General features: G+C 54.0%; 28 protein-coding genes and 4 pseudogenes. 26 read left to right on the top strand and 6 right to left on the bottom strand.

Annotated elements, in window-relative coordinates; all coding sequences use genetic code 11:
• Positions 1–14 precede the first annotated feature (14 nt).
• A pseudogene (locus tag K787_RS25615) lies at positions 15–197 on the bottom strand (MBL fold metallo-hydrolase); the annotation flags it as partial.
• Between the two features lie 615 nt (positions 198–812).
• Between K787_RS25615 and dsbG the strand changes: the two are divergent.
• The 9 genes and pseudogenes from dsbG to K787_RS0118385 all read left to right on the top strand — a co-directional run bounded on the left by dsbG (position 813) and on the right by K787_RS0118385 (position 6495).
• Positions 813–1631, top strand: a complete 819-nt coding sequence (gene dsbG, locus K787_RS0118420) for a thiol:disulfide interchange protein DsbG (RefSeq protein WP_011784888.1) — start codon at positions 813–815, stop codon at positions 1629–1631.
• Positions 1631–2821 (top strand): protein-disulfide reductase DsbD family protein, encoded by a 1191-nt coding sequence (locus K787_RS0118415; RefSeq protein WP_022964287.1) that lies wholly within the window; start codon positions 1631–1633, stop codon positions 2819–2821. The genes dsbG and K787_RS0118415 overlap by 1 nt, the downstream gene beginning before the upstream one ends.
• Positions 2822–2837: 16 nt before the next feature.
• Positions 2838–3428, top strand: coding sequence for a protein-disulfide reductase DsbD domain-containing protein (locus tag K787_RS0118410; protein ID WP_022964286.1), 591 nt, complete (start codon positions 2838–2840; stop codon positions 3426–3428).
• Positions 3429–3477: 49 nt separating this feature from the next.
• Positions 3478–4173, top strand: coding sequence for an SCO family protein (locus K787_RS0118405; RefSeq protein ID WP_011784891.1), 696 nt, complete (start codon positions 3478–3480; stop codon positions 4171–4173).
• A gap of 56 nt (positions 4174–4229) precedes the next feature.
• A complete protein-coding gene (locus K787_RS23685) occupies positions 4230–4661 on the top strand; it encodes a TlpA family protein disulfide reductase (RefSeq protein ID WP_235801957.1) in 432 nt (143 codons plus the stop codon).
• A gap of 241 nt (positions 4662–4902) precedes the next feature.
• Positions 4903–5247, top strand: a pseudogene (locus K787_RS25725) (ArsR/SmtB family transcription factor); the annotation flags it as partial.
• Entirely contained in the window at positions 5244–5549 is a 306-nt protein-coding gene (locus K787_RS25395) for a hypothetical protein (protein ID WP_022964285.1), read from the top strand. The pseudogene K787_RS25725 and the gene K787_RS25395, both read left to right, overlap by 4 nt.
• Positions 5550–5629: 80 nt before the next feature.
• Entirely contained in the window at positions 5630–6253 is a 624-nt protein-coding gene (locus tag K787_RS0118390; protein ID WP_022964284.1) for a class I SAM-dependent methyltransferase, read from the top strand.
• Entirely contained in the window at positions 6250–6495 is a 246-nt protein-coding gene (locus K787_RS0118385) for an exosortase H-associated membrane protein (protein WP_028615085.1), read from the top strand. The genes K787_RS0118390 and K787_RS0118385 overlap by 4 nt, the downstream gene beginning before the upstream one ends.
• Before the next feature lie 7 nt (positions 6496–6502).
• Here K787_RS0118385 and K787_RS0118380 read toward each other — a convergent pair whose 3' ends face one another.
• Entirely contained in the window at positions 6503–6781 is a 279-nt protein-coding gene (locus K787_RS0118380; protein ID WP_001611016.1) for a GGDEF domain-containing protein, read from the bottom strand.
• Positions 6782–6862: 81 nt separating this feature from the next.
• On the opposite strand from K787_RS0118380, the pseudogene K787_RS23680 reads away from it, so the two are divergent.
• Both K787_RS23680 and K787_RS24860 read left to right on the top strand, forming a co-directional pair.
• Positions 6863–7264: pseudogene (locus K787_RS23680) on the top strand (transposase zinc-binding domain-containing protein); the annotation flags it as partial.
• Between the two features lie 17 nt (positions 7265–7281).
• Positions 7282–7713, top strand: a complete 432-nt coding sequence (locus K787_RS24860) for a hypothetical protein (protein WP_201765125.1) — start codon at positions 7282–7284, stop codon at positions 7711–7713.
• Between the two features lie 227 nt (positions 7714–7940).
• Here the strand turns inward: K787_RS24860 and cadR are convergent, their stop codons facing one another.
• Positions 7941–8342 carry a Cd(II)/Pb(II)-responsive transcriptional regulator gene (cadR, locus tag K787_RS0118370; RefSeq protein ID WP_008173755.1) on the bottom strand — a complete coding sequence of 134 codons (402 nt, stop codon included), beginning with the start codon at positions 8340–8342 and terminating at the stop codon, positions 7941–7943.
• A 97-nt stretch (positions 8343–8439) separates the two neighbouring features.
• On the opposite strand from cadR, the gene K787_RS0118365 reads away from it, so the two are divergent.
• From K787_RS0118365 to umuC, 11 genes and pseudogenes are all read left to right on the top strand, one after another.
• Positions 8440–9336: a cation efflux transmembrane domain-containing protein gene (locus K787_RS0118365; RefSeq protein ID WP_022964280.1), complete on the top strand. Its 897-nt coding sequence runs from the start codon at positions 8440–8442 to the stop codon at positions 9334–9336.
• Positions 9337–9339: 3 nt separating this feature from the next.
• Positions 9340–9852, top strand: a complete 513-nt coding sequence (gene lspA / locus K787_RS0118360; protein ID WP_022964279.1) for a signal peptidase II — start codon at positions 9340–9342, stop codon at positions 9850–9852.
• 99 nt (positions 9853–9951) lie between these two features.
• A complete protein-coding gene (locus K787_RS0118355; protein ID WP_022964278.1) occupies positions 9952–10590 on the top strand; it encodes a peroxiredoxin in 639 nt (212 codons plus the stop codon).
• 108 nt (positions 10591–10698) lie between these two features.
• A pseudogene (locus K787_RS23675) lies at positions 10699–12696 on the top strand (heme lyase CcmF/NrfE family subunit).
• Positions 12693–13217, top strand: coding sequence for a DsbE family thiol:disulfide interchange protein (locus K787_RS0118330; protein WP_022964277.1), 525 nt, complete (start codon positions 12693–12695; stop codon positions 13215–13217). Before K787_RS23675 ends, K787_RS0118330 begins: the two are co-directional and overlap by 4 nt.
• Positions 13208–13696: a cytochrome c-type biogenesis protein gene (locus K787_RS0118325; RefSeq protein WP_022964276.1), complete on the top strand. Its 489-nt coding sequence runs from the start codon at positions 13208–13210 to the stop codon at positions 13694–13696. The genes K787_RS0118330 and K787_RS0118325 overlap by 10 nt, the downstream gene beginning before the upstream one ends.
• 2 nt (positions 13697–13698) lie before the next feature.
• A complete protein-coding gene (ccmI, locus tag K787_RS0118320) occupies positions 13699–14583 on the top strand; it encodes a c-type cytochrome biogenesis protein CcmI (protein WP_201765124.1) in 885 nt (294 codons plus the stop codon).
• Positions 14584–14600: 17 nt separating this feature from the next.
• Positions 14601–14915: a helix-turn-helix domain-containing protein gene (locus K787_RS24855; RefSeq protein WP_084672174.1), complete on the top strand. Its 315-nt coding sequence runs from the start codon at positions 14601–14603 to the stop codon at positions 14913–14915.
• A 218-nt stretch (positions 14916–15133) separates the two neighbouring features.
• On the top strand, positions 15134–15307 hold the full coding sequence (locus K787_RS25240) for a hypothetical protein (RefSeq protein WP_158611315.1): 174 nt from the start codon (positions 15134–15136) through the stop codon (positions 15305–15307).
• A gap of 6 nt (positions 15308–15313) precedes the next feature.
• Positions 15314–15691 (top strand): LexA family protein, encoded by a 378-nt coding sequence (locus K787_RS23670; protein WP_084672172.1) that lies wholly within the window; start codon positions 15314–15316, stop codon positions 15689–15691.
• Positions 15688–16965 carry a translesion error-prone DNA polymerase V subunit UmuC gene (gene umuC / locus K787_RS0118300; RefSeq protein ID WP_022964271.1) on the top strand — a complete coding sequence of 426 codons (1278 nt, stop codon included), beginning with the start codon at positions 15688–15690 and terminating at the stop codon, positions 16963–16965. The genes K787_RS23670 and umuC overlap by 4 nt, the downstream gene beginning before the upstream one ends.
• A 143-nt stretch (positions 16966–17108) precedes the next feature.
• On the opposite strand, the gene K787_RS0118295 is transcribed toward umuC, so the two are convergent.
• From K787_RS0118295 to K787_RS0118285, 3 genes are all read right to left on the bottom strand, one after another.
• Positions 17109–18080 (bottom strand): YagK/YfjJ domain-containing protein, encoded by a 972-nt coding sequence (locus K787_RS0118295; protein WP_022964270.1) that lies wholly within the window; start codon positions 18078–18080, stop codon positions 17109–17111.
• Between the two features lie 294 nt (positions 18081–18374).
• Positions 18375–18602: a helix-turn-helix transcriptional regulator gene (locus K787_RS0118290; RefSeq protein ID WP_022964269.1), complete on the bottom strand. Its 228-nt coding sequence runs from the start codon at positions 18600–18602 to the stop codon at positions 18375–18377.
• A gap of 61 nt (positions 18603–18663) precedes the next feature.
• Positions 18664–19995, bottom strand: a complete 1332-nt coding sequence (locus K787_RS0118285; protein ID WP_022964268.1) for a hypothetical protein — start codon at positions 19993–19995, stop codon at positions 18664–18666.
• 162 nt (positions 19996–20157) lie between these two features.
• Between K787_RS0118285 and K787_RS0118280 the strand changes: the two genes are divergently transcribed.
• The 4 genes from K787_RS0118280 (at position 20158) to K787_RS23660 (ending at position 25874) form a co-directional block, all read left to right on the top strand.
• Entirely contained in the window at positions 20158–20823 is a 666-nt protein-coding gene (locus tag K787_RS0118280; RefSeq protein ID WP_022964267.1) for a hypothetical protein, read from the top strand.
• A gap of 239 nt (positions 20824–21062) precedes the next feature.
• A complete protein-coding gene (locus K787_RS23665; protein WP_022964266.1) occupies positions 21063–23441 on the top strand; it encodes a site-specific integrase in 2379 nt (792 codons plus the stop codon).
• Between the two features lie 170 nt (positions 23442–23611).
• Entirely contained in the window at positions 23612–24844 is a 1233-nt protein-coding gene (locus tag K787_RS0118270; RefSeq protein ID WP_028615081.1) for a tyrosine-type recombinase/integrase, read from the top strand.
• Between the two features lie 136 nt (positions 24845–24980).
• The gene (locus K787_RS23660) at positions 24981–25874 is read left to right on the top strand and encodes a site-specific integrase (RefSeq protein WP_022964264.1); all 894 of its coding nucleotides are present in this window, start codon (positions 24981–24983) and stop codon (positions 25872–25874) included.
• Positions 25875–26739 lie beyond the last annotated feature (865 nt).

The raw sequence follows: 26739 nt of genomic DNA, 5'->3' as shown, positions 1-26739 counted from the left end.
TCTTCGCTCCTGTTGAGATAGACTTGGCCATCAGCCTCGGTGAAAGGCACCCGGCCGGCATTCATGTTGACCTGGACCGAGGGCAGGAGCAGCCGAGGCATTGCCAGTGTGGCGTCACGCTCGGTGCGCATCTTCACGAATTCATCTTCACTGATCCCTTCGTGTATGTGGATGTTGTGAGCGGCCTGCTCGGGAACTTATGTGCGCCGGCATCATCTGACCTTGGTAGCAGCATTGGCGGATACGGTGATGGAGCGTGTCTGTTTGCACTTCCGCCAATGTAGGTTAAAGTGGGCGACTATCTTCCCACGCGGAAGATGTTTTAGCTGTTCTGTAATCAGGATATCAATGCGATGACCACACGGCTTATGGGACTGGCAGTACTACTGCTCGTGGCTCTTCTCCCCGTTGCACAGGGAGTTGCCGCGACCTCTTTTGAGGCGGAACCCATGGCCGAAGCTTGTGTCATGTTGCCAGACACCCAGGTGATGCATGACTGCGCCGGGCTCAATGCCGAGGGCAGCTGCAGTAGCCCGTGTTCAACGTCCCATGTCGGGAAATCTGCAATTAGAGACTCGGTAGTGCTGTTATCTTCCCCCTGCCCGAAAGGCTATTCTTCTCATTCCGGCCGTGTACTTTCTGGCCCAGACCCTTTTCCTCCCAAGTATTCAACAGTCTCCTGAACCTTTGATTACCAGAGGCTTTCGCTTCGAGTGCCTGTCGTTTGGCCTTGCGCGGTAGACCACCACGTAGGCAGCTTTGCTGGTGATTTTATCGACTGATGAATACATGAAAACGGGAACGTATCTGTGATGTCATTCTATCTGGAATACCCGGTGCGCGGCATGACCGTGCTCTGCCATAAGCTTTCGATGGCACTTTTTTTGAGTTTATTCGCTGCCTTGGCCTCGGCGTCACCACCAATGGACCCGGGAATCAAGGCACTGCAGGAGAGAATCGGTTTTACGGTGACTGAACGCTTCTCCACGCCAGCCGAGGGCGTGACCGGCTATGTTGTAAAGACCGGCGACGGGAAAACCGGAATCCTCTATGGTCTCGGTGACCTCACTTTTTCCGGCGCACTTCTGGAGAGTGATGGCAACGATCTGACCAGCGAATATTCCGCTCGTTATATACCGAAGCCGACGTATGCGTCGGTTGCCGAGCAGCTCTCCCGGGACCCCCATCTGGTGAGCGAGGGCGGTAAAGATGCCCCTGAGGTCTATATCTTCGCGGATCCCAACTGCATTTTTTGCCACAAATTCTGGCAGCAAACCAGGGATTGGGTTGCGGAGGGGAAAGTCAGGTTGCACTGGGTCATGGTCGGGTTTCTCAAACCGTCCAGCCTGGGGCTTTCTGCAGCAATCATGAACGCAGAGGATCGAGCCGCGGCGCTCCAGGTGTTTGAGGAAAACTTCGGAAAAAGCGGTGACGGCCGCGGCATTTCTGAACTCACTCCGATCCCGGCCGACCTTCAACAGGCCCTCGAACAACACGGTCAGTGGATGGCCGAGGCGGGTTTCAGCGGGACGCCAGGGCTGCTGTTCAAGGACACGAGCGGACAATGGCGGGGCCAGACTGGTGTGCCCAGCCAGGAAGCGCTCGGCAGGATGCTGGGAGTCACTGAGTAATGGATCAGCTGCCCTCATTACTCATTGCCGGCCAGATCATGATGGCGGTTATGGCAGGTCTACTGCTGAACCTGACGCCCTGCGTGCTGCCCGCGATCCCCATCAAGGTCCGGACCATCCTGCGGGAGGCGGGCGGCCAGAGGTCCCATCGCGTGCTGGCCGCATTGGCGTTCACCGCAGGAACACTCGCGTTTTTCTTGACGCTGGGCGGATTGACCGCATTTCTTCAGTGGAGCTGGGGCACTTTGTTTCAGTCCGCGGTGTTCGTTGGTATCCTTGTTGCCTTGCTGGTCGGGTTTGCGGTGGTCACGTGGCTGGATTTGCCCATTCCGATCCCGTCGTTCGCCGCCTCGGCCCATGGCCGGCGTTACTCTGAAGCATTCTTATCGGGGTTATTGAGTGCGGTTTTGGCTGCACCTTGTGCTGGTCCTTTCCTGGGTGGAGTCCTAGCCTTTGCCGTTACCCAGCCGGCGCCGGTAACTATGGGGATATTCGGCAGTATCGGGCTGGGGTTGTCGCTGCCCTACGCGGCACTGATCCTCAAACCCAAGTGGCTGAGCCGGTTGCCCAAGGCGGGGCCCTGGACTCTGGCCATTCGAGAAGTGCTCGCGCTGATATTGCTGGCCGCCGCCGTCTTTTTCAGCGCGAGCCTGGTGCCCAAAGCGGTATACCCCTGGCTGTGGTGGGCCTGGCTGGCGCTGGTGCTGGTCTGGGGTCTCCGTCGTTTCGTTCAGGGGAGCGGTGCCGTTCGCGTGATCACTGCAACGGCGACAGGCCTTGCCCTTGCGGTGACAGTGGTATTCGCATCTCCGTTGGGCAGCGGCGAAGACGAACTTGTCTGGCAGCCCTACTCCGCAGAACTCCTGGCGGACACAAAAGCCCGGGACACACCGTATTTGCTGGAGTTCACTGCCGATTGGTGCATCAACTGCAAGGTCCTGGAGCGCACCGTGTATAAAGAGCCCGCTGTGGCTGAAGCCGTAGCGCGGGCCGGCATGGTGCCGATTCAGGTTGATGTGACAGCAAGCGATCCCGAAAAAGACGCATTGTTAACCGCAACGGGAGGGCAGGCTTTACCTTTTGCGGCGATTTTTGACGCTGACGGCACCGTTGTCGCCCGTTTCACTGGGCTATTTGGTACCGACAGCCTGGTCGAGGCGATCAACCGCACCGAGAACTCACAACGCTAGCTACTGGAGATGAACCATGACAACCCGAACCAAAGTATTGCTGACCGGCGTAGCGGTTTTTCTGATCGCGATCGCGGCGTTCACGTTGATCGGTACCAATTCCGGAAACGCTCCTGGCTCGGCCCAGACCGAACGAGCCAATTCCGACCCCCAGGCACCAGTTGCCCGCACGGGGTTGGCAGATTCTTCCGATAAGGTCCGCCTCAATCTTGCGGAAGGCGGCAAAGCCCTGATAGGGGAGACCGGTGAAATTATTCTGACACTGGACATTGAATCGGGCTGGCACGTGAACGCCAACCCGGCCTCCATGGAGTTACTGATTCCCACCGTCGCCAGTTCTTCGGTCAACGGTCAGTCGCTTGACATCCCGACCCAGTACCCCCGCAGCAGGGTCAGTGACATCACACTGGGTGACACCGCCCTGGAGGTGTACGACGACGGTGCGAGTATCCGGCTGCTGCCAGACGAAAAACAGACCGCCGCGCTGAAAGAGGCAGGCAAGCTAGACATGACGGTACGGGTACAGGCCTGCAGTGACGAGGGCGTTTGCCTGGCACCAGCTGACCTGCCCGTTGCGCTGAATCTGGACGATATCAAGCCACAATAAACCGGGACTCCCTTCGGAAAACAACTCAAATGGAGAATGACTGTGAACAGTGTATTCAGAATTGCTGATTGCCATGGTTGCCCAGGTCAGCACCAATGCCATGGCCCATTCCATGGAAGATGTGGAGGCCTCGTTGAACGAGAAAGAGCGGTATGCCCAGTTTGTGGATCAGCCGGCCCCTGAATTTGATCTTACAGGCGTTGATGGCAATACCCTTGCCCTTGCCGACTTAAACGGCAAAACCGTTGTGCTTAACTTTCTCTACACGCGCTGTACCGAGGCCTGCCCTTTGCATATGAACCTGATCCGGCAGTTGCAAACCGGGGTTGAAGAAGAAGGGCTGAGTGAAGAGGTGGTGTTCATCACCATTGCCACGGACCGGGAAGATGTTGCAGGCACCCGGAGAAACATGCGTGCCTACGGCGAGAATTTCGATCTGAATCCCCGCAACTGGCAATTCCTCTACCGAGCCAGGATGGAACCACCTGAACTGACACCAGAACTTGCTAAAGCCTACGGCGTTCAGTTCAGGGATACGGGTGAGGGTGTACAGGTCCATGGTGTGGTAACCCACGTGATTGACCCGGAAGGGCAGATGCGGGCCCGGTTCCATGGATTGAAATTCAAGCCTGAACACCTGGTGACCTACCTGACGGCCATTGCCAAAGGCCCCAACGCGGCAGCCGATGATGGGTTCTGGGGCCGACTGCACGGGCGAATTGAAGAGCTGTTACAGAGTGAGTAACGCGTGGGGCACCATGCCGGCAACAAACCGACCACTGTAATCAGGAGTAATGTCCAATGAGTCACCAGCGCATATCTGCCGCCCGGGGAATCGCCGTAGTCCTTTTCGCGCTTGCTATTTCCATAGCCGCTCCAGTTATGGCTGCAGGGAAGGTTCCGAAGTCCGTGGGGCCCCAGGGGTTCCTGATCTGGGAGTCTCCTCGCACTCTGCCCGAGCTGGCTTTTCAAGACGAAGTCGGCAGGCCGCTGACACTGGCTGACTTTAAGGGTAAGGCGATATTGCTCAATATCTGGGCGACCTGGTGCCTGCCTTGCCGTGAGGAAATGCCGACGCTGGACTCACTTCAGGCTCAACTGGGCGGCGAGCAATTTGAAGTGGTCGCGCTGTCCGTTGACCACGCAGGCATCAGTGTTGTTGAGAAATTCTACCTGGAAACAGGCATCCAACATCTTCGCCATTATATTGATCCGTCGACACTGGCGACCTAAACACTGGGTATAGCAGGTGTTCCTACAACGCTGCTGATTGATCACGACGGTCGCGAAATTGGCCGTCTGGGCGGTGCCGCGGAATGGGACAGCCCGGCCATGGTGGATTTGATGATCCGTGCGATCTCCGAGGTTCCGGACTGACCGCGGGCCACGCCGACTGGACCAGGGGACACCTAATATTTCAATATAGCAATAGGTATTGAGATATTGAAATGAAGCAGAAGCTGTAAGGGCGTTTGGGGCGATTTCTCAAGAAACACGACTTCGCATCGTTAGACTACTGGTGGTGAAAGGAGCCAATGGATTACCGGCTGGTGAGATAGGAGACGCGCTAGGTGGTGTCTCATCATCGCGACTCTCTTTTCATCTCAACCATCTAGAACACGCAGGCCTTTTAGAAAAACGACGCCAGGGGCGTTCAATAATTTACAGTGCTATTTTTCCTGTACTTGCTGATCTCATAGCGTTTCTGATGCACGACTGCTGCGATGGGCACTGTGCTTATTGCGACAAAGCCATCGAGTTGTTCGCGCAGTGTGAAGGTCGCCCAACCTCACCGGGCACGGTGGACTCCAAGATATGATCAGATTCATCTATTTTGTGGAGTCTAATCTTGTTTGGTTCGTTATCACTTTAGCTGGTTTGGTCTTAGTATTCCCAGGGTTAGGAACGCACCTAGAGCCCTTTATCGGTCCACTGCTCGCGCTGCAGCCAGCAAGGCAGGTGAATTTGGCGCAATTCATGGACATTTCAGGGTTTCGAGGGGTCTTTGGCGGAGAAATAGGCTCCGTAACGAGCAAGCATTTCAGGCTCGACGACAATGGAATACCTGTTTATATTCCCTATCCTTGGCGATTTTGTTATGTTGTTATTACCGGCAGTTGATTATGATGCTACGGGAATTGTAGCAGAAAGAAATAGGGCAGTTTGTCGCACCTTTGATATAAAGCAATGACGGTGAACCTATGAGCTTCTATGAAGACCGGATTCTTCCCCACATCATCGACAAGGCCTGCTCCATGGGGCAGGTGATGAAACTGCGCAGCCAACTTGTGCCAAGGGCTCGCGGCCGTGTGCTGGAAGTGGGAATGGGCTCGGGTATTAACCTGGAATTCTATAATCAGGACCTCGTAGAGATGGTGTACGGGCTGGAGCCATCGGAAGGCATGCGGCGCAAAGCCTTGCCGAACCTGGGCCGGTCACCGGTGCGGGTTGAATGGCTGGACCTGCCGGGTGAGAAGATTCCGCTGCAGGACAATTCGGTTGATACCGTTCTGCTTACCTTTACCCTGTGCACCATTCCGGACTGGCACACGGCCTTGCTGCAGATGAAGCGGGTACTCAAGCCCGGTGGCGACCTGCTGTTCCTGGAACACGGAGAAGCCCCACACGACACCACGCGCAAATGGCAGCACCGGATAACACCGGGATGGCGAAAGCTGGCCGGCGGCTGCCACCTGAACCGGCACATCGCGGAATTGATTGAACATGCCGGCTTTGAGATTCAGGAGCTGGAGAATCTGTATATGCCCAATGCACCGAAAATTGCCGGTTATATCTACAAAGGCAGGGCAACCAAGCCCGAATAATCAGGGTCCCCTATGTTTTGCTGCTGCCTTTTCAGGCGTTTGGTATTGCCCTCGACACAGTCAAAACCCTGGCCTTTGAAACCGGCAGCGATGTCACCACTCAGCTCGATTTTGCCCCCTGGCAAATGAATGCCATTGCCCTGGGCTATCAGTTCGGGTATCTGATGTTGCCGTTTATTGCCGCTGCCGGCATATGGATATTGATGAACAGGGAGCTGCTGGACACTTTGCGCTCGCAATAAAACGGCATTACCCAAACAGTGCATCAATATCAAAATCGACGCTGGCGTTGCCTTCCATATTGTCTCGCCTAGCTATCTGCCCGGTTTCCACCAGACTTTCGTAGTGGCAGGTCCGGTTGCGACCATTGCCCTTGGCGTAATACAGGGCCTGGTCGGCGTTGTCGAGGATATTGGCCGGTGGCTGGGCAGGGTCCACAGCCGCAAAACCGATACTACAGGTGACCTGACCCACCTGGGGAAACTCCTTCTGTTCCAGCTCTGCCAGTGCCTTTTTGCTGTCACCCACAGCATCAATCTCCGCACATTTCCCCAAGCTGCACTACCCTGAAGGCATCCACACACCAGTACCGATGGAACGGATGCCGTCATGTCTCTTACCGCCCAAGCGCCTCGGCCGGCCACCCATGTCCGCCACCGGCCCGAGCAGACCCTGCTGTACCAACTGGTTGAGCGTCATTACCCCGAGTTTGCCCGGCTCATGGCCGCCCAAGGCTCACCCCTGCCAGGCTATGTCGCCCGCGAGTTCGAGGACTACCTCAAGTGCGGCCGCCTGGAACACGGCTTTCTGCGCGTACGCTGCCAATCCTGCCACCACGAGAAGCTGGTGGCCTTCTCCTGTAAACGCCGAGGGTTCTGTCCCAGCTGTGGCGTCCGGCGCATGGTCGACAGCGCCGCGCTGCTGGTCGATGAGGTCTTGCCCAAGGTACCACTCAGACAGTGGGTGCTCAGTGTCCCCTTCCAGCTACGCTTCCTGTTTGCCAGCTACCCGTTCCCACTGTTGTTGGAGTGAGCTTACGCACAGGATTTCCAGATTTTTTTGCACGCCATGATTCAACGTACGCGGGAATTGGATCAATCATATATCTTCTGATACTACTGGCTGTAGTAGGCCCAAACGCAGAAACTATCATTGGTTATGGCTGGTACGCTTTTTTGATTGCTGGAGCAGCCCTGAGTCTTAATCTGATTGGCTACCTGATAGGAATGTCCTCACGGTTGCTAACCTCTGACCGGAAAGAAGTGATTACCTATCTCTTCACCGTGAGCAAAAAAGAATTTAGCATTGCTGCTGCTTTTGTCGCCGCATCTGGCTTACCTTCAGAAATTGCGATTCCTGCCGCATTCTTTGCAGTGATACAAATGATCACTTCACCCATTGCCGCTAAGATCCTTGCACGGCACGGCTTACTACGATTCCGAGCGAGCGATCAGCACTAAGGATCTTGGTATTGTTTCAGCGCCGAATTACCAATGAACTACTGGCAACAGTTGATGCAGCCTTTTCAACGAAACAAGACATGATGAAGTGCTTGCTCTATCTGCCGACTACTCAGGCTCCGTGTTGTCGAAAAACTCCGCCAGGGAGCGGATGTTCAGCACCTACGCAAGTATATTGGTCTTTCCACGCTGGCTACCCTAATACTGAGCATACCTGCTTCAGGCTACTACTGCATGCTTCCTTCGCTGAGCCCTTCGAGAACCCCACAGGCCTCAATTTCCCGATCATCGTTACAACTTGCTCGCAGCGACACAAGTTGTTTCTCCAGTACCTGCAGATCGGTTATCTGAGACCGTACCTGAGCGATGTGATCATCAAGCAAGGTGTTGATGGCCCTGCAAGGCTGATGGGGCGCGCCCTGATAACGCTGTAACTCGTGAATTTCAGCGAGTGACAGCTCAAGTATTCTGCAGCGCCGGATGAAGGCCAGTCGCTCAACATGCCGTTCAGTGTAAATACGGTAGCCGTTGTCCTGACGATCCGGCGGTGGTAACAAGCCCTCTCGCTCATAGAAACGGATGGTCTGGGTGTCAACCCCTACGGACCGCGCCAACTGACCAATGCGCATCGGGTGTCTCCTCAACAAATGGTATCTGCTCTATTGACCTTATAGTGGCTATATGGTTTTAAATCATAATCCGACAATACGCAAGTGGAGCCGTATCATGAGTAAATCCTGTGAAGACGCCTGTGGCTGCGACACAACACCCGCAGAGGGTAACACCGGGTCGAAGGCCTCTGAAGCGTCCGGCAACTGGATCAGTGTGTATACCGTACCGAAGATGGATTGTCCTTCGGAGGAACGGATGATTCGCCTGGCCCTGAACGGTTTTGAAGACATTCGCGGGCTGTCCTTTGAGCTGTCTGATCGGCAGTTGAAGGTTGTGCACGATGGCGAGGCTGAGCCTATCACCGCGAAGCTGGCGACCCTCGGGCTGGGAGCTTCGCTTCAGGAAACGGCCGCTGCCGACCCTGAGTCAATTAAGGCGCTCGGGGGTACGGCTATCTCTGCCGAGCAGGAGTCCGGCACCCTGCGTTGGTTGCTCGGTATCAATGCCGTCCTGTTTGTGGTGGAAATGACGGCCGGCCTGATCGCGCACTCCACCGGCCTGATTGCAGAATCCCTGGACAATTTTGCCGACGCGGCCGTGTATGGGCTCGCGCTGTATGCGGTTGGGCATAGCGTGAAAATGCAGGTGCGTGCCGCACACATTGCAGGCGTACTCCAACTGATACTGGCTGTAGGCGTACTTGCAGAGGTGGTGAGGCGCTTTGTCTTCGGCAGTGAGCCGGAGTCGCTGGTAATGATGGGGATTGCGTTCATTGCATTGATCGCCAATACCACCTGTCTGCTGCTGATATCCAAACATCGGGAGGGCGGTGCCCACATGAAGGCGAGCTGGATATTCTCAGCCAACGATGTGGTGATCAATCTGGGGGTCATTACCGCTGGCGCCCTGGTCGCGTGGACTGGCTCCAACTACCCGGACCTGATCATCGGCAGCATTGCGGGGGTTATCGTACTCAACGGGGCCAGGCGCATCCTCGCGCTTAAGGGTTAAACAATGTCCATCGTTGCCAAAAAACACTTGCCGTATGGCCTGCTGGCTATTTCGGGCCTGATTGCGGCGTCTGACCAGGTTGTAAAATGGCTGGTCCAGCAGTCAATGGCGTATGGCGAGTCGATTCCGGTGACCCCGTTCTTTAACTGGGTTCATGTCTGGAACACCGGCGCCGCATTCAGTCTGTTTGCCGATGGTGGAGGCTGGCAGCGCTACTTTCTTATCGCAATCGCGGTAGTGGTCTCGATCGTACTGATCAGGTTGATTCTTCAGTGCCGCCGCAGGGGAGAAGCCATCGCGTACAGCCTTATTCTTGGCGGTGCCGTGGGCAACCTGATTGACCGGATATTTCGTGGTTATGTTGTGGATTCCTTTGATGTCTATTGGCAATCCTGGCACTGGCCAGCCTTTAACCTTGCCGATATCGCCATTGTGCTGGGCACCGTGCTTTTCCTCTATGTCAGTTTCATACCCGAAAAATCGGGCACGAACGTAGAGCTCGATGGATCAGGCTAAAAAACATCTGACAAACGTCTTGACCTTAAAGTTGACTTTAAGGATATCGTCTGTGCTGACAAACCAAGAACGACAGCCAAAGCAAAGGAGAATGAAACGATGACATTGCAACTTGGAGAAACCGCTCCCGATTTCACCGTGGAATCCACTGAGGGGAACATTCAGTTCCATGAGTGGCTTGGAGATGACTGGGCCGTGCTGTTTTCACACCCCGCAGACTACACTCCCGTCTGTACCACAGAGCTCGGCGCCTTCGCCAAGCGCAAGGACGAGTTCGCCAGTCGCGGCGTGAAGCTGATCGGGGTGTCTGTCGACCCGCTCGATTCCCATAACGACTGGGCGAAGGATATCGAGAAAACCCAGGGCACAGGGCTTAACTTTCCTCTCCTGGCAGACAAGGATCAGGTGGTTGCAGACCTTTACGGAATGATCCATCCAAAAGCCGATCCCAAGGTGACTGTTCGAACGGTATTCATTATTGATTCCGCGAAAAAAATCCGTCTGATGCTAACGTATCCGCCCAGCACCGGGCGCAATCTGGACGAGATCCTGCGCGTCATTGATTCGCTCCAACTGACCGACAACCACAAAGTGGCCACGCCGGTGGACTGGAAGAATGGCGAGGATGTGATCATCGTTCCGTCGCTCTCCAACGAAGAGGCCAAAGAGCGCTTCCCCGACGGATGGGATGAGCAGACACCGTATCTGCGCGTTACCCGCCAACCTGGTCGGAAGTAATAGAGAATTCGTCAGCTGGCCTTGTGGCTGGCTGACGAAGCAATACCTGAGAAACCTTCACCGATAGGTTCGGTCATCGCCGAACCCGCAACCGAACACGGCCCCGAAATGCTTACCCTGACAATCCCTGAAGTTGGTCTCTTCGCGTTATTGATTGCACTTTGCCTGTCGCTGCTTCAGGCGACCGTGCCCTTGCTGGGAGCCGCCACCCGGCGCCCGTTGTGGATGGCATTTGCAGAGCCCATGGCATGGGGGCAATTTGTTTTTCTACTGGTTTCTTATGCCAGCCTGACCGCCAGTTTTCTTCTGGATGATTTCAGCGTGGATTATGTGGCCCGTAATTCCAACTCGATGCTGCCCTGGTACTACAAGTTCACCGCCGTCTGGGGCTCTCATGAAGGCTCGGTGCTGTTATGGAGTCTGATTCTCAGTGGCTGGGGCTTTGCCGTCAGTCTGTTTTCCCGCCAGTTGCCACGGGATATGCTGGCACGGGTTCTGGGAGTTCTGGGTGTCGTCAGCGCAGGGTTCCTGCTTTTCATCGTCGTTACGTCCAGTCCCTTTGATCGCCTGTTGCCGGGCATGCCAGCCGACGGTGCCGATCTGAATCCGTTGTTGCAGGATGTTGGCCTGATCATCCATCCGCCGATGCTTTACATGGGCTATGTGGGTTTTTCAGTGGTCTTTGCTTTTGCCATCGCTGCGCTGATCGAAGGGCGTCTCGATGCGGCCTGGACGCGCTGGGTTCGGCCGTGGACCAACATTGCCTAGGCCTTTCTGACCCTCGGCATCGCTCTGGGTAGCTGGTGGGCCTACTATGAGCTGGGTTGGGGCGGCTGGTGGTTCTGGGATCCGGTGGAAAATGCATCGCTCCTGCCCTGGCTGAGCGGGACAGCGCTGATACATTCACTGGCGGTCACGGAAAAACGCGGCACGTTCAAGAGCTGGACGGCACTGCTGGCGATTTTCACGTTCTCACTCTCGTTACTGGGCACCTTCCTGGTGCGCTCAGGGGTACTGACCTCGGTTCATGCCTTTGCCAATGATCCATCTCGGGGGCTCTTCATTCTGGCGTTGCTGGGAATAACGGTCGGCGTCTCGCTTTTGATCTTTGCGCTACGGGCGCCGCGAATGAGCGCCAATGCGGGCTTTAGCTGGCTTTCCCGGGATGCTCTGTTGCTGATCAACAATATTTTGCTGGTCATCATGACGATCACGGTCCTGATGGGCACCCTGTACCCCTTGATCCTGGATGCACTCGGGCTGGGCAAGGTCAGTATCGGCGCGCCTTACTTTAATAGCCTGTTCGTGCCACTGACCGTCATGCTGTGTGCCTTTATGGGGCTGGGGCCGGTCTCACGCTGGAAGCAGATGCCCGGTCGGGAGCTGTTCCGGCGACTACTGGGGGCGGGCTTGGCCGCACTGGCGATTGCGATATCGATACCGTTTCTTTACAACGGCCAGTGGAATGTCGCCGTGGCGCTGGGGATGGTGGCGGCCCTGTGGGTAGTACTGGCGTTGGTGCGCGACCTGTTTGATAAAGTCCGCAATGCGTCCTCTGCGCTGTCCGGATTGCGTAAGTTGACCCCTTCATACTGGGGCATGGTGGTCGGCCACGTGGGCCTGGCCGTCACCATCGTGGGCGTGGTGATGGTGTCGAACTACGCCATGGAGCGTAATGTGCGGCTTGATATCGGTGAGCAGGTGAATCTGGGCGGGTACGATTTTACGCTGACCGAACTGGGCGAGCGTCGGGGGCCCAACTTCCTCGCCGATACGGCGACCATCGAGGTTGCCCGTGAAGGCCGGATTGTCACCACCCTGTACCCGGAGAAGCGCCTGTACATTGCCCGAGGGCAGCCGATGACCGAAGTCGCACTCGACCCCGGCCTGTTGCGGGACCTTTACGTGGCCATGGGGGAGGAACTGGACGACGGCAGCTGGGCAATGCGCCTACAGGTCAAGCCATTTGTACGCTGGCTTTGGCTGGGTGCGCTGCTGATGGCCTCCGGGGGCGTGCTGGCCGTGGCAGACCGTCGCTACCGTCGTCGCCGTGCAGTCGCCGCTAATGGGGAATCGATGAGGCCGACGCGCGAGGTCCGCGCATGATACGCCGACTGTTGCTGCTGCTTCCTTTTCTGGTATTCGTTGGCCTGGCCTTCTTTTTGTACCGGGGGCTTTCGCTGGATCCCAGTGCTCGCGAGTCAGCCCTGATAGGCCAGGCGTTTCCCGCGTTCACGCTCCCGACGCTGGAGGACCCTGATACCGAGGTGGATGAATCCCTGCTTCGCGGGCAGATATCTCTGGTCAATGTCTGGGCATCCTGGTGCCCGACCTGCAAGGAGGAAATGCCCCAGCTACTGGCGCTCTCCGAGCGCGGCATTCAGATGGTGGGCATCAACTATAAAGACGCCCGTGACCTGGGGCGACAGTTTCTCGAAGAGTTCGGAAAACCTTTCGAGGTCAACATCTTCGATCCTGCCGGTGACCTGGGTTTTGAAATTGGCGTGTATGGCGTGCCCGAAACCTTCCTGGTCGACGCAGACGGTATCGTTCGATACAAGCACGTTGGGTACATAACGCCCGCCCAGGTGGATGAAGTCATGATGGAGGTAGAGAAATGGCGCTAACCCTGAAGATCCGTTGCTGTGTGGTCATCGTGCTTTTGATGGCCTCGTTCCAGTCGATGGCGGATACGGCAATTGATGCGCGTCATTTCGAGGATCCGGTGATGGCGGAGCGTTATCGCGACCTTACGGCGTCATTGCGGTGCCCTAAATGTGATGCTCAAGCCATCGACAGCTCCGATTCGCCGGTGGCGGCGGACATGCGGGAGCGGGTAGCGCTGATGCTTCATGAGGGGCGTGCGGATAAGGAAATTCTTGATTTCATGGCTAATCGTTTTGGCGAGTTCGTTCTTTACAATCCGCGCCTTGACGGGCGCACGTGGCTGCTTTGGGCATTGCCGGCAGCGCTGGTAGCAGGAGGCGCCCTGGTTGTGATTGCCTTTGTCCGGGCACGCAGGCACCGGCGAGTGCGGCCGCTCTCCGAGGAGGAGCGTGCCCGCCTGTCCTCTTTGATTCATCGTCATCGTGAGAGGTCGGAATGACTATGCTCTGGTTAAGTATCGGCACACTGTTGCTTATAGCGCTGTGGTTCCTGAGTCTACCGTTACGGCGAGCAAGGGCGATCCATGACTGGCAGCAAGGGTTTGAAACGGATGACCGCGCGGAGGAGCAGAATCTGGCCGTGTATGAGCGTCGGCTTGCGGCACTGGAAAGCGCCTGCGAGCGCGGCGAGGTTGACGTCGCACGCTTTGAAGAAAGCCGTCACGAGCTTGAACGCAATCTTCTGGAGGACACCGAGGCCCGTCGTCGCGTGCCTCTCAGGAACCCGCTGGCAGGACGTTTTGTAATCCCTCTGGTGATAACGGCATTGATTGCCGCCACCGTAACCGGCTATCGATGGGTGGGCGCCAATGGCGATCTGGCTCTGTATGCCGTGGTGCAGGAGGTTCTTAACTCTCCCGGTGCCTCACCGGAGAACCTGATTGTCCGGCTCGAAGAGCAGGCCGAGAGTCAGCCGGATAATCCCAAGGTCTGGGCTTTGTTGTTTCCGCTGTACCAGAAGGTCAGTCAGCCAGATCGGTCGATTCGCGCCCTGGAGCGATTGATCGAACTGGAAGGCCGCCGAGCCGATCTTCTGGCCCAACTGGCTCAGTTGAAATTCTATGTGGCCGGAGGCAGCCTGACCTATGAAGTTCAGGCGCTGGTAGATGAAACACTCGATAAGGATCCGCGTCAGCCGACAGTGTTGGGCATGCTGGGGGTTGAGGCTTTCGACGATGGCCGCTATGAACAGGCGATCGGTTACTGGCGCCGAGCGTTGGCTGGCTTCGAGGATTCCGCCTCCGCAGAGGCCATTCGTAAAGGTATCGCTGTTGCTGAGCAGCGGCTGGAACAGTCTGCCAATGAAGCTGGCCTTGTTGTTGATTAAAACCCGGACACACTTTCATAAACAGAGTCAGGACGGCCAATGTTTATGCCGACCTCGGCATTCCTAATGCTGATGAAATGCAGGTAAAGGCCCAACTGGCCTCCCAGATCGGCGAAATAATCAAGACCCACAAATGGAAACAGGGCCAAGCGGCAGAAGTGCTTGGCATGCCTCAGTCCAAGGTATCCAAGATGCTTCGGGGCCAATTTCGAGGCATCAGTGAAGCCATGATGCTCGAATGCCTGACGCGGCTCGGGCTCGATGTACAGATTGTGATCGGCGCTGACAGCCACTCTACAACGCCAGGCCGGGTTTCCGTCGCCGCCGCCTAGCGTCACCCAGGGCCACAGGACCTGCCGGACGCGGTGCCGGCGATGTGACTCTTGGAGGTGATGCGGCTGGGCCTCGAGGTACTGCAGGACGTGACCTTTTGGAGGTAACAGGATCCGTACCAGGTCTGAGAACTCGTGTGAACTGTTTTGTCCGGAAGGGAGTTAAGGAATTGGTGCGGCCTGCAGCTTGCGAGGAAGTGGCGAGGTTTGGAAGCACCTTGGACCTGATTAAAGCAAAGCTTGCCGTCGAATCCCTACAGTCCAATCTTAAGGATGTTGCTCTCGAACTCAGCCACGGCAGAAGTCCTACTGAACTGAGCGTCCTCCTCAGCGACTACATCAACTTGGCGCTGGAGGAACTCGGCAGCGCCTCTATTTCTATCGAGCGCTGACAAGATATGGGCGGAATGAGTTCATATGGGAATGCAGCACTGGATCACATGGAACAGAAGATCTCGCTCGATCAGCTGCTCGATGTGCACGCTCCCCATACCTACCTGGTACGCGTTCGTGGGGACAGCATGACCGGCGCGGGCATTCACGATGGCGATATTTTAGTAGTCAGCCGAGCTCTTACAGCCGGACATGGGGATATTGTCGTTGCCGCTGTCAACGGCGAGGTATTCGTCAAACGCTTGATTCGGCGCGGTCAGCAATTGATCTTGCAACCTGAAAATCCACAATTTGCGCCCTTGCATGTGCTGGAAGGCGATGAACTTCAGATCTGGGGTGTTGTGCGTAACAGTATTCGCTGGCACCTGCCCTGCGAGAAATGAGCATGGCACCCAAAAGCTTTGCCTTGATCGACTGCAACAGCTTCTATGCCAGCTGCGAGCGCGTATTTCGCCCTGACCTGGCAAAGACGCCCATTGTCGTACTGAGCAACAACGATGGCTGCGTGATCGCTCGCAGTGCAGAGGCTAAGCCGTTCATCAAAATGGGCGAGCCTTACTTCAAGATCAAGGATCAGCTAGGTCAGCACGGCATCTTGGCTTTCAGCAGCAACTATGCACTGTATGGCGACATGAGTGAGCGGGTGATGACTACCCTGGAAAGCCGCCTCCCGCTGGTTGAGGTGTATTCGATTGATGAGGCCTTTGCCGACATGACCGGGCTTCCCGAGCCGTTGGATCAACTGGGTTACTCATTGCGGGCTGACGTGCTGCAAATAACTGGTATTCCCGTGGGTGTTGGCATTGCCAGCACCAAAACCCTGGCAAAGCTGGCCAATGCAGCCGCCAAGCGCTGGCAGCGCCAGACCGGGGGTGTGGTGGATATCCGCGATCCAGAACGCAGAGACAAACTGCTGAAGGTCATGCCCGTTGGTGAGGTCTGGGGCGTTGGTCGACGCATGAATGAGCATCTACAGGCCATGAGCATCAAAACAGCCTGGGAGCTTTCGAATGCCGACCCTGCATTGCTGCGCAAACGCTTCAGTGTAGTGATGGAGAAAACAGCCCGTGAGTTAAGGGGCATCAGTTGCCTGGATATGGAGCCTGAGGCACCGGCGAAACAGGAAATCTGCAGTAGTCGTGCCTTTGGCCAGCGCGTCTATGACCTAAAGGGGCTGCAACAAGCGGTAGCCTCATACACCACGCGAGCTGCCGAAAAACTCCGTGGTCAGCAGTCACTGTGCAAAGTAATCCAGGTTGGCATTCGAACAGGGCTTTTCAACCCCAACGAGGAGCGTTTCTCGCGCAGTCTACAGGTCCATTTACCCTACCCCACCGACGACTCTCGGCTATTGATCCAGGGGGCTATGCAAGGCCTGGAACACATTTACCGGGAAGGCCCTGCGTATGCCAAGGCCTCTGTCATGTTGCTAGGGCTATGCCAGCGCGATCAATACACCCCAGACCTGTTTGCCCCTACTCAGGCAGCGACATCAGACCGCTTGATGCAGACAATGGATCAGATCAACCAGCGCTGGGGAAAGAACACGCTGAAACCTGCCCGCCTCCCTGCAACGCCTGAGTGGGGTATGCAACGGCAATTACTCAGCCCTAGCTACACCACTCGGCTGGATCAATTGTGGACCGTACGGGCTTGAATCTAGCGAATACAGCCAGTGCGTAGTAGTGCCCTTGCACCAGCTAGCTTGACACTCAGAGGCTGCTGTTTGTCCTTGACCATCTAAGCCATAAGCTTAGCAACCTACCCTGTTGTGTGAGCTGCTCCGTATCTGAGGCTCCATTACCCCCGACGAAAACGCCCCAGCGCGCCCTTACGCAGGCAACGTGCTCCCACAGGCCTCAAGCGCAGGTGCTGGCCGTCCTTTACCAGGTACTTCATCGCTTCGTGGACATTAGGCCTTACCGACTGATTGTCCCTCTGGAACCGGCCAATACCGCACTTGTTGCCATACCCCTCCTTGTTATGGTTACAGCTGTGAGCATAACCTTGACCACGCGTGATCGCCTCCCACAACTCGCTAATCTCAATCGCCTTCAAGACATCCCGGCCCACGTGATTGCCATTGAAGAAGTAGGCTGCATGGATGTGGTAACCCCTCCCGTCATTGCGGTCTCCCTGCTCCACTGCATAAATGTATCCGACAAGGCGCTCAAAGATCGGATGGCGGCTGTGCTTGGAGATCAAGACATCTAGATGGTTAAAGACGTGCTCGACTCGCTGCCTGACCTGAGCTTCAGGGCGGTAGTAGAGGTTCAGTCTGATGACCATAGTGCGGGAATAAATACTCATCACAGCATCCGTGTATGCGGTGATTTCCCTCTCCTGCTTGCGAGCCTCATAGGCTCGATCCCCAGCCCTGCGCTTATACCAACGCTGACGAGTCAACTCACGGATCCGCTCAGTGAGGACGTTCATGCTTTCTGGATGACTGAGCCAGTATGAACCCCTGTCATTCAGGCAGATAGGACCAGCAGGTGATGGTTCAAGACCGATTTCTTCCCAGGCAACCCGGAACGCTTGTAACTGCTCGCTGTAGTCATAGTGCACACGATCATCGAACAGGTTGTACATCTGCTGCACGTGGGTGCAGTAGCGGGAGATTCTGGTGTTATGGAGACGCTCATAGCCAGATCGGTTATGCGTGATCCTGAATGCAGGTGTATCGCTGCGCTCTATAGCCTTGACGAGTGATTCGATCTTCAGGGCTATCTCAGATTGGGAGAGATGAATGTTTAGCTTGCGGTTGTTCATGGTTCAGTACCTGGTAGGTTGTCGGTGCATATCAGGTACGTGATGTATTTTTTTTTACTTGTCTTCTTTCCCTCTGGTGGTAGTTAGTAGTGATGAATAGTGACTGCGACTATTGGATAGCTAGAGTAGATAGTTAATTGCTATATCAATAGATGCAGCCCTACCTGCCTCAGGACCTCCCGATCAGGCCGGGCAATGGGGAGCAACATTGCCAAGCCTGTCGAGTGATTTTTCGCACCGAGCACTGGGAGAGTTAGCTGAGATCAGAGCCGCCCTCCTGAGCAGCGGTAAAGTTTATTTGGCGACGCTGAAATGGTTGCTTGGCCGTGTAGCTGCCATAGCTAGATCACGTTCCTCGATCCTGGCCAGGATCCAATCGTGGACCTCACTATCGACCCAGCCGACGCAGCGATCCCCTAGGGATACAGGCTTGGGAAAGGTCTCTTCCGAGATATATTTGTAGATGGTCGACCGTGCCAGGCCGGTCGAATCGATTACTTCTTTCAAACGGATTATTCTCATGAGCGGGCTCCTCTGTAAGGCTCAGAGGATCTCTGGCGGTAGTAAAAAAAAACGAGGAAGACTATACCTTGGCCGCAAGCCCTGCCTTCTCAAGAGCAGTTAGTGAAATATTTTGCTCATTCAGAACAACCCCTTCCCAAGCTCCATAGCCTTCAACCGCGAAACCTCGAGGCTCTAAAGCTGGAAATACGAGAACTCCAATATACTCATAACCTTGGGCCATATTGCCCGGTAGCATTAGGACCTTATCTCGCGCCCCTAGCTCAGCAAGCAGAGGCCTAATCCGACCATCCAGCTCCTGTACCAGCAGGTAAACGAGAAAAGCCAGACCCTCTATCAACTCCGAGACCAAGTCAGAACGTAGTGATCCATCGTCATAACCCCGCATAACGCGCGCGATATCCGCTTTCGCATCAACCTCGAGTGAAGCACGATCAATCTTCCCCTCGGCTAACGCACACTCGAACCCTTTGCTCGCAAGCTCGATCAACATGAATTCCAACTGCTCGAATGCATGAAAAGGAAGGGTTCGCAATAGCATCACCTCCCGACCGTAATAGAGGGGATTATTACTTCTAGAATCTATCAAAAGGCTAGCAACAAAACCCCATTCGGCCTCACTGCCGATAAGGCGGTTGATGACCGCTGATACCCTACGCCCAGTGGATGAGAATAACGGGTGATTCGTATTGAGCAGAATGACGCTCTCAAGTTTACGTTGAAAAATTGGGGCTGCCACACCGGGAATCACACGACGAAGAACCCGATGTCTCACCAGCTTTTTCAGCCGGCCCTTGACTGCTAGCTGCGTCACCCCAATGGCAGCAGCGATCTGCCTAAAGCTCCATCCCTTTACCACTCCCATCTGGTCAGACACAGCGAGCAGCAACGCGAGCAGCAATACATCAGAAGCATCTAAATATCCTTTCCGACCCTCAATCATTCGCCGAACCTTAGGTGAAATCGAGGACCCGACTTCACCGCTTTCAGATGAGTACTCATCAGCATCTAACGATTGCAGCTGATGGGACCAATTCAATCTTGAAGCCTTGATCGTGGGGGACTGAAGGAATAAACCGGAAGAAATAATGCTTTCCCGACGAAGCTTTCTGGCTTCGGGTAACGCACGAAGCTTTACTTCGTTGACAGCGAATTCACGCAACGGCCTACCAAATGACCCATAACACGTTCTCGCTTTTATGAACCCTGCGTCCAGTAGCAAAGGCATCGCTGAAGCCACTAACCTCGCCCTCAGACCCAATTGCTCGGCGAGGGAAGCAAGCGTCATTGCACCGGTCCAGCGCTTCTCAAAATTTGCAAAAAAAACAAGTAATACGAGCTTTTCGTTTGCGCTTAAAATTTCAGCATTAATTCCTATCAATTTTTCAAGCATGGATAGATCGCCACTTATCCCCTTTCCAGATAGGGTATTTTATAAAAACAGTTATGTATAGCATTATGGATAACGTTATGTATAACGCTATACTGGAAAAGCAACCAATGGAAACTAAATCCCTAGAAAAGCAGTGGTATCCGGCATGTCGAGGAGCAGTAAGTGACTGAGCAGATTGAGTGGCTTAGGGATGAGAATGAGTGCTATTACGCTACAGAATACCTGAAAAGGCGAGCGAACGATCTGGAGTGGAGCTGCATCAAAAATACAGGCATCCAGTTGACCGAAAAAGCTAATGTACGCAGAACCGTAGAGGCGTGGGTTAACGCCCTACAAAAAAATAAATGCAGCAAAATAATTACACGTCTACAGAATAATTTAAGGCAACGCCGCTCACAGAAAAAAAACAAAGAGAAGAGATTCAACCTCTCCCTAGAAGCCTGTAGGGCCCTGGATGAGCTCACAAGAAAAATTGGAAAAAGCCCATCCGAGACCGTCTCAATATTGCTGATCAATACCCCTGAAGCCCTGGCAGAAGCTCGAGAAAAATGGATGTTCGAGCACAAAAAACAAATAGAACAGTGGACCTACGAGCACCTGGGCTTGCAGCACCAGCTCAAAATAAAGAACCTAGAGGTAGACGAACTGCATAAGCAGCTACGCTCACACATTCTCGCGCTAGAGATGTGGAAGACATCAATGGATAGTGACGCACCGCCATTCGACGGCGAAATCGAGGAGCTTGATGAACAGGTCAATGAGAAACTTCGTATCATTCAACGAGATGTGAAGAAGCAAACGAAGGTTCTCAGTTCAATTCCCGGTTAGAATTGCTGCATCACAAGGCACCACCCCCTTGCCAATCACAGATTCAGATTCCAAAAGGTATTCCAAGCGAAAACTGAACCCGCCAAATTCTATTAAAATCAGTACATTAATGACCCTGTTCAGATTACCCCGGCCCACCAATTAAGACACCAATCCCTTGCAAAACAAGGGGTTGGTGGTAATACCGGTGGTAGGTGTGTGCTCAGAGTCCCACTCTGATCTCACAAAGGTATGCCACCATGTCCTACAGCAGGAAATCCTCAGCACGACAGCTTCACCTGATCTTCTCCGAAGACGCAGGCTTCCAGTTTTATTACACCCTCCCCAAACGCTTTGCCAAGCACCCGGCACTTCCGCGCCAACTACGTTGGTCTCTGGGCCGCGATGAACCATTGGCACGCCAGCTGTGTGCCTACCTGGACCAGTCACTCAAATCTTTGGATAAAGTGCCTCACACGCCGGAACCTGCGGAAATCGACAAGCTCGTCAATATGCTTGAGCTTCTGCACAAGACCGTCGGCTCGCACCTGAAGCTCGGCAAAAAAATCTGGGACACTTTACCCCATCCTGCACAACTCGCACGGATGAGCATGAAAAAGGGAAATGAGCGCCTTGCGCAGCTTTCTGAAAACGAGGCCGTCCTATTCAGGACCTATCAGACTGGTGAGCTCGTCTTCATGCTTGAACCTAGCTCGAAACTCAAATCGCTCAGCCGGTTTGACTGGCATCGCCTCGACTGGCCGCTGGGCACCTCCGACGAAGACGCCGCCCACAACGCCGCAGCTTACATTCTCACGGCAATTAGCCTTCTGGAACAACTCGACCCGCAGCTGTCCATCAATGGAAGTTGGGATGGCGCTTTTGTTCTGATGGCACTGTATGAGTACCTGAGCTATGCCCGACCTGACAAAGGGCTAGGCCTAGGCTATCTTCCCTCGTGGCTGCCGCAGTCACTGACTGCGCTCAATATGCATATCAGCATGAACACATCGCGCAACCCGATGCGCGTTCTGGACAAAGTCAGCCTCAGACAAAAGGCATCTGGTGAATTTATCCTGGCTCAGGAACAGATGCGCGCGGGCCGCTCGAAAAAGATTGATTTTGAGTTATCGCTCCAGACCACCAGTCCCATTCTCGCTTATCTTTTATACATGCGCCTCGGCCACCGCTTCGATTCCATTCTGCTTCGCCACTGTCATAGCGAATGCGGGAGCGACGCGTATAAAAAGGCCATGGAAGAGATGAGCGAAGTTGTCAGGCTAACGACAAGCGCGCTTCCTCCAGTAAAAGCATTGCCTCAGGTTTCGACCTCGAGGCAACGGGATCTCCAACCTAAGCAGGATGCGCTCGATCCAGCAGCAATTGCTCTGTTGACCGCGCTGGGCAGTATTCTTCCGGAAGAAAAGCGACAGAAGCTGGAAGAGTTGCTGGCTGATGTCAGTGGCTCCTTTTCTGTAGTTAGTCCGGCAACGCCGGACCCGGACAGCATGACAGTATCTCAACTGGTCGATCACTTTGAGTCGACACAGCTTCGAGAGGGTGCATGGAGAAACCCCAGGACCCGTATCTCGGTCCACGCTAGGCTTGAGGCCATGTGCGAGCTGCTTGGCGGGCATCGCACTATCAATACTCTGACAAGAGCTGACATCGTCGCACTACGCGAACGCATCCGTAGCTATCCAAAAAACCGGAACAAGCTAAAGACGCTGCGACATGCTCCCCTCGCCCAGCTAATGGACGATCCAACTGTCGAATCGCTCAACCCGCGAACAACCAAAAAGTTTTTCGAGCTCATCAGAGCTGTATTCCGCCACGCGCACGACCACGATCTTCTAAAAACTGACCTCGCCCACAATCTCGTATTCAAGATCAAAGGAGCGGAAGCGCCTCGCAAGCGCACTTACAGTCCAGGACAGGTCGAGGCGCTTTTGAAAGGCCCCTCTCTGACGCTTGATACCGCGCCCAAGTGGCGGCTGGATGACTTTAAATTCTGGCTCCCATTACTCGGTCTTTACACGGGGTGCCGACTCGCCGAGCTGTGCCAATTACAGCTAGCGGATGTGCGTATGGAGGAACAGGTTTGGGTCATCCACATCAGCCGCACAGGCGACAGGCAGCTCAAAACACAGGAGTCGGATCGACTGGTCCCCTTGCATCATGCTCTGCTGAGCATGGGCTTTCTTGAGTTCGTTGAAAGCAGACGAGCGGCCGTTAAAGGCCCAACTGCGCAACTGTTCGACAACCTGACGACATCCTCCACGCTTGCCACGAGCCATGTAGCGTCCAAATGGTTTGTGGGCGCAAGTAGCACAGGATACCTTGGGTTATGCGGTCTCGGTGATGACCACCTCACATTCCATGGCTTAAGACACACGTTTATCCAGCAGTTCCGGAGACAAAAACTAGACATGCTGATCGTTAAAACTCTAGTCGGCCACGCCGACAAGACAACCACCGGCGGTTATGGTGATGTTTATCCAGCTGCGGTACTAAAGGAAGAAATCGATAAAGTCGACTATGGCGTCTCGCTCAAACATATACATTACAAAAACTATCTTGCGCTACAAAAACTACAGGGCGTGTTTCGGACAGGGAGACCGCGTAGAAGTATCGACTGATTAATTTAGCCAGACATTTACAATACAGGCGAAAGCAACTCGCCTGTATTGTAAATATTGGCAACTTGTCAATAAACCACCGATTTAAAACATAACCGAAAACAGCTCGCTGTCTAGTTTACAAACAAACATAAGCTTGTATTCTGATGACTCACCCACTAGGAGTTGTCGTGAATACTATAATAACAATACCGGTCTCAACCGGATTACGCCTGGTTTGCGAACCAGGACATGAAGAAAGTCTTAACATTGCTTTGACGCATTTATCGGCCGTTATAGAGTCCGTCAATAGAAATAAAAACTCTCCACTTCTCTCAGCCTATATCGAGACTGTACTAAACCGATTTTTGCTGGAAACACCTTATTCTGCAAAATCAAAGTCGATGATCACCTCGCGCTTTAGAAAGCTCACCACTGCGCTGACCGGTGACAGACCTGAGATGAAGGTGAGTGAACTGGACGAGCAGGCTGCACGTACTTTAAAAGCTGAACTGCCTGCGATGCTGCGAAAAAACCAGCATTCTGCGAGCCAAGGGACCAACGTTGAAACTTATTATCGCCTGTTCAACCGCTTAGCAAATGAGGCGTTCAGCGACAACCTGATTTCCAAGCCCATCAGGATCACCGCAACGCGGACCAAGAAATCGCAGGTTTCCAAACCCTTTTCTGACGCCGACCTCACTTCCTTATTTGCTGGCTGGCCTTACCAGACTGCTAGAAAGGTAGATCACGACGCCCATTCTTATCGCTTCTGGCTGATGCCACTGGCCTTGCTCACTGGCGGTCGTTTGAACGAGCTATGCCAACTGCGCATCCGCGACATTGTTCAGGACAAACACGGCATTGACCTGATCAGCATCAACGATAATGGTTTTCACAAATCAATAAAGAACGAGCAGTCACGCAGAGAAATACCCATTTGCTCTGCCTTGAAAGGAATTGGCTTTATGGACTTCGTACTAGAGCGACGCCAAGCGGAAGGTGAAGACGCTCTGCTATTTCCTGAACTGTCGTACGATCCAACCCACCTCTATTCTCGCAACCCGAGCCGGTTTTTCTGCGGCCCCAGTACCGGTGCTGGGTATATTGGTGAGCACTGTCCACATACTCGTGATGGTGGCTGGAGTTTCAAAAGTTTCAGGCGCACGTTTGCGCTGCGCTTGGAAGCCTCTGGCATTCCTGCTAGCACTATCGGTTACTTATTAGGTCACCGCAATGGTTCATCAGATATCACAGAAAAACATTATCTTTCAAAACCCCTCAGTATATGCATGCTAGAGCAACTTGAACTTGGCCTTGCTTACAAGATCGATATGAGTCACATAAGCTGGCTCAATTACAGACTCATTCTCATGAGCCAAGCTGGGCGCCGTAAGCGCGGCAGACCAAAAGTTATTTCATGAAACGGCTTTCTCATTTGTTGGCGGCAGATCCAGATAGCCACGCCAAAATTTGAGACTTAACATCTTTCAAAGCGCCATTCAATAACAAAATATAAAACTCACTTTAAACCATAAAACAATAACAACAGGTGACAACATGCAAGAATCAACAAAAACAGCTTATAGAAAGCTATGCTCGCACTTTTTTACTCACTATATGAAAGGTAAGGAACTGACCAGCCAAAGAATAATGGGGAGGCTTGAGGAGCTTTCTCCCACTTTCAGCATTGCTTATTTCCGGAGACTAAAGAATGCGCTGGCTTTTGATTTAACTGAGCGTGGATATTCAGAAGCGGCGCAGTCGATCCTTAAATTAGTCAATCCCGTCACCGCGCCAGGTAGTCCATTGAGGCAAAAGGCGAAGCGGCCAAAGGCAAAATATTTTTCGGATGAGGATTATGCTGTGATCTCTGCACATCTCCTCGACAAGCAGCACCACGAAGAGTGGGCCGCGCTAACATTAATTAAATTCACAGGAGCACGACCTGTAGAGCTCCGAAATCTGACAGTTAAAGATGGCATTATTGTAATTCTCGGTGCCAAGAAAAGTCACGCTGGTACCAGAGGTGCTGATCGGCTCTTGGCAGTGGAAGACCCAGGTTCGCTATCGATAATCGAAACCTGTTTAATGATCCTGAATGAGTCAGGCAAGACTATGGACGCAATTCGTCATCGGCTTCGCGACGAAGGTGTCAAGCTGTGGCCTCGTCGTAGTGCGACACCAACGCTTTACTCGATGAGGCACCAGGTGGGATCCAATTTGAAAGCTTCAGGCCAAGACGCTAGGGCAGTGGCTTATATCATGGGCCATCAATCTACCACCTCGGTGTCTGTCTACGGAGACAGGAGACGTGGAAACCCATCCGCTATCAAAGTGTTGCCCGCGCAGGATGCCCAGCTTGATAAAGTTAGAGATAAGGTCAAACCAGCTGGAAAGCGTCGGTTTGAAGCCATGGTCTATCGCCCTAATGGTGGCGCGCCCAACCATTAGGGCTGAAGCAGCTATATTCGCCTGCCTATCAGGATGGCGCCTCGGCTGGCAGCAGCTAGATGCGCACCACAGCCAGGTCGTTACTTCGGAGCGGCAACGCCGTCTCCGGCTAAGATTTGATGTCAAAACAACGGAGGCGTACTCGATTCATCGGGTACGCCTTGCTCTGCCCCATACTCGATAATCGAGTATGGGGGCGTTGTGGACATTCGCACCATCACGAGCAAGGTGGCGAACGTAGGTGAGCCGACTTCAGTGATGTGCGAAATGGCCAAAAAAGCGCGAGTAATACGAGCGATTTTGCCAACGCCCATTCGCGAAGCGGCTACTTTTGACATCAAACAAAGCTTTTATTCCATGCATGCATGGCTACCTCTAATCAGTAATCTGAATCGATACGAGTGCTCTACTATCACCGCAGGATTAATACTGACCCATCAAAGCCGACTCCAGGTTGACTAAACTGAAGTCGCTTAATGAGACTCAGAGATCACCAACAACCTGAAACCGAAGCGCTACATGCGAATCTGCTTCAGCTGGACTGATTGGTATCCTCCCATGAATGCACCTTCGTCTCGCTGCTTCTTGTCGCATAATGCGACTCACGAAACGCGAGCAACGAACACTCCGGCAACTACGTGGCAATCCAGCAACCCGGCTGTTACTAACTGGTCTCGATAATTATTCCCGCCTGAATTCAACACATAAGTGCAACGCTCACTCATGAAGACTCTTCTTGCAACGTCTTCCGTCCCAGGCGTTTTCATCGGTTAAAATTGATCCTCGCTGGGACCTTACTTACCGACTCAACGGTCACCTCGGGTTTGAAACCATCTCAGTATCACAAGAAGTATGCAGCGCGTGT

The sequence above is a fragment of the Halopseudomonas pelagia CL-AP6 genome (assembly GCF_000410875.1).
Taxonomy (GTDB): domain Bacteria; phylum Pseudomonadota; class Gammaproteobacteria; order Pseudomonadales; family Pseudomonadaceae; genus Halopseudomonas; species Halopseudomonas pelagia.
The sequence above is the reverse complement of the archived record's forward strand: the minus strand, read 5'-3'. Positions and strand labels throughout refer to the sequence as shown.

What these genes read in the sequence shown, in the direction of transcription:
- dsbG (WP_011784888.1), top strand. Translation starts at nt 813, where the DNA reads ATGTCATTCTATCTGGAATACCCGGTGCGCGGCATGACCGTGCTCTGC.
- K787_RS0118415 (WP_022964287.1), top strand. Translation starts at nt 1,631, where the DNA reads ATGGATCAGCTGCCCTCATTACTCATTGCCGGCCAGATCATGATGGCG.
- K787_RS0118410 (WP_022964286.1), top strand. Translation starts at nt 2,838, where the DNA reads ATGACAACCCGAACCAAAGTATTGCTGACCGGCGTAGCGGTTTTTCTG.
- K787_RS23685 (WP_235801957.1), top strand. Translation starts at nt 4,230, where the DNA reads ATGAGTCACCAGCGCATATCTGCCGCCCGGGGAATCGCCGTAGTCCTT.
- K787_RS25395 (WP_022964285.1), top strand. Translation starts at nt 5,244, where the DNA reads ATGATCAGATTCATCTATTTTGTGGAGTCTAATCTTGTTTGGTTCGTT.
- K787_RS0118390 (WP_022964284.1), top strand. Translation starts at nt 5,630, where the DNA reads ATGAGCTTCTATGAAGACCGGATTCTTCCCCACATCATCGACAAGGCC.
- cadR (WP_008173755.1), bottom strand. Translation starts at nt 8,342, where the DNA reads ATGCGCATTGGTCAGTTGGCGCGGTCCGTAGGGGTTGACACCCAGACC.
- K787_RS0118365 (WP_022964280.1), top strand. Translation starts at nt 8,440, where the DNA reads ATGAGTAAATCCTGTGAAGACGCCTGTGGCTGCGACACAACACCCGCA.
- lspA (WP_022964279.1), top strand. Translation starts at nt 9,340, where the DNA reads ATGTCCATCGTTGCCAAAAAACACTTGCCGTATGGCCTGCTGGCTATT.
- K787_RS0118355 (WP_022964278.1), top strand. Translation starts at nt 9,952, where the DNA reads ATGACATTGCAACTTGGAGAAACCGCTCCCGATTTCACCGTGGAATCC.
- K787_RS0118330 (WP_022964277.1), top strand. Translation starts at nt 12,693, where the DNA reads ATGATACGCCGACTGTTGCTGCTGCTTCCTTTTCTGGTATTCGTTGGC.
- K787_RS0118325 (WP_022964276.1), top strand. Translation starts at nt 13,208, where the DNA reads ATGGCGCTAACCCTGAAGATCCGTTGCTGTGTGGTCATCGTGCTTTTG.
- ccmI (WP_201765124.1), top strand. Translation starts at nt 13,699, where the DNA reads ATGCTCTGGTTAAGTATCGGCACACTGTTGCTTATAGCGCTGTGGTTC.
- K787_RS23670 (WP_084672172.1), top strand. Translation starts at nt 15,314, where the DNA reads ATGGGCGGAATGAGTTCATATGGGAATGCAGCACTGGATCACATGGAA.
- umuC (WP_022964271.1), top strand. Translation starts at nt 15,688, where the DNA reads ATGAGCATGGCACCCAAAAGCTTTGCCTTGATCGACTGCAACAGCTTC.
- K787_RS0118295 (WP_022964270.1), bottom strand. Translation starts at nt 18,080, where the DNA reads ATGAACAACCGCAAGCTAAACATTCATCTCTCCCAATCTGAGATAGCC.
- K787_RS0118290 (WP_022964269.1), bottom strand. Translation starts at nt 18,602, where the DNA reads ATGAGAATAATCCGTTTGAAAGAAGTAATCGATTCGACCGGCCTGGCA.
- K787_RS0118285 (WP_022964268.1), bottom strand. Translation starts at nt 19,995, where the DNA reads ATGCTTGAAAAATTGATAGGAATTAATGCTGAAATTTTAAGCGCAAAC.
- K787_RS23665 (WP_022964266.1), top strand. Translation starts at nt 21,063, where the DNA reads ATGTCCTACAGCAGGAAATCCTCAGCACGACAGCTTCACCTGATCTTC.
- K787_RS23660 (WP_022964264.1), top strand. Translation starts at nt 24,981, where the DNA reads ATGCAAGAATCAACAAAAACAGCTTATAGAAAGCTATGCTCGCACTTT.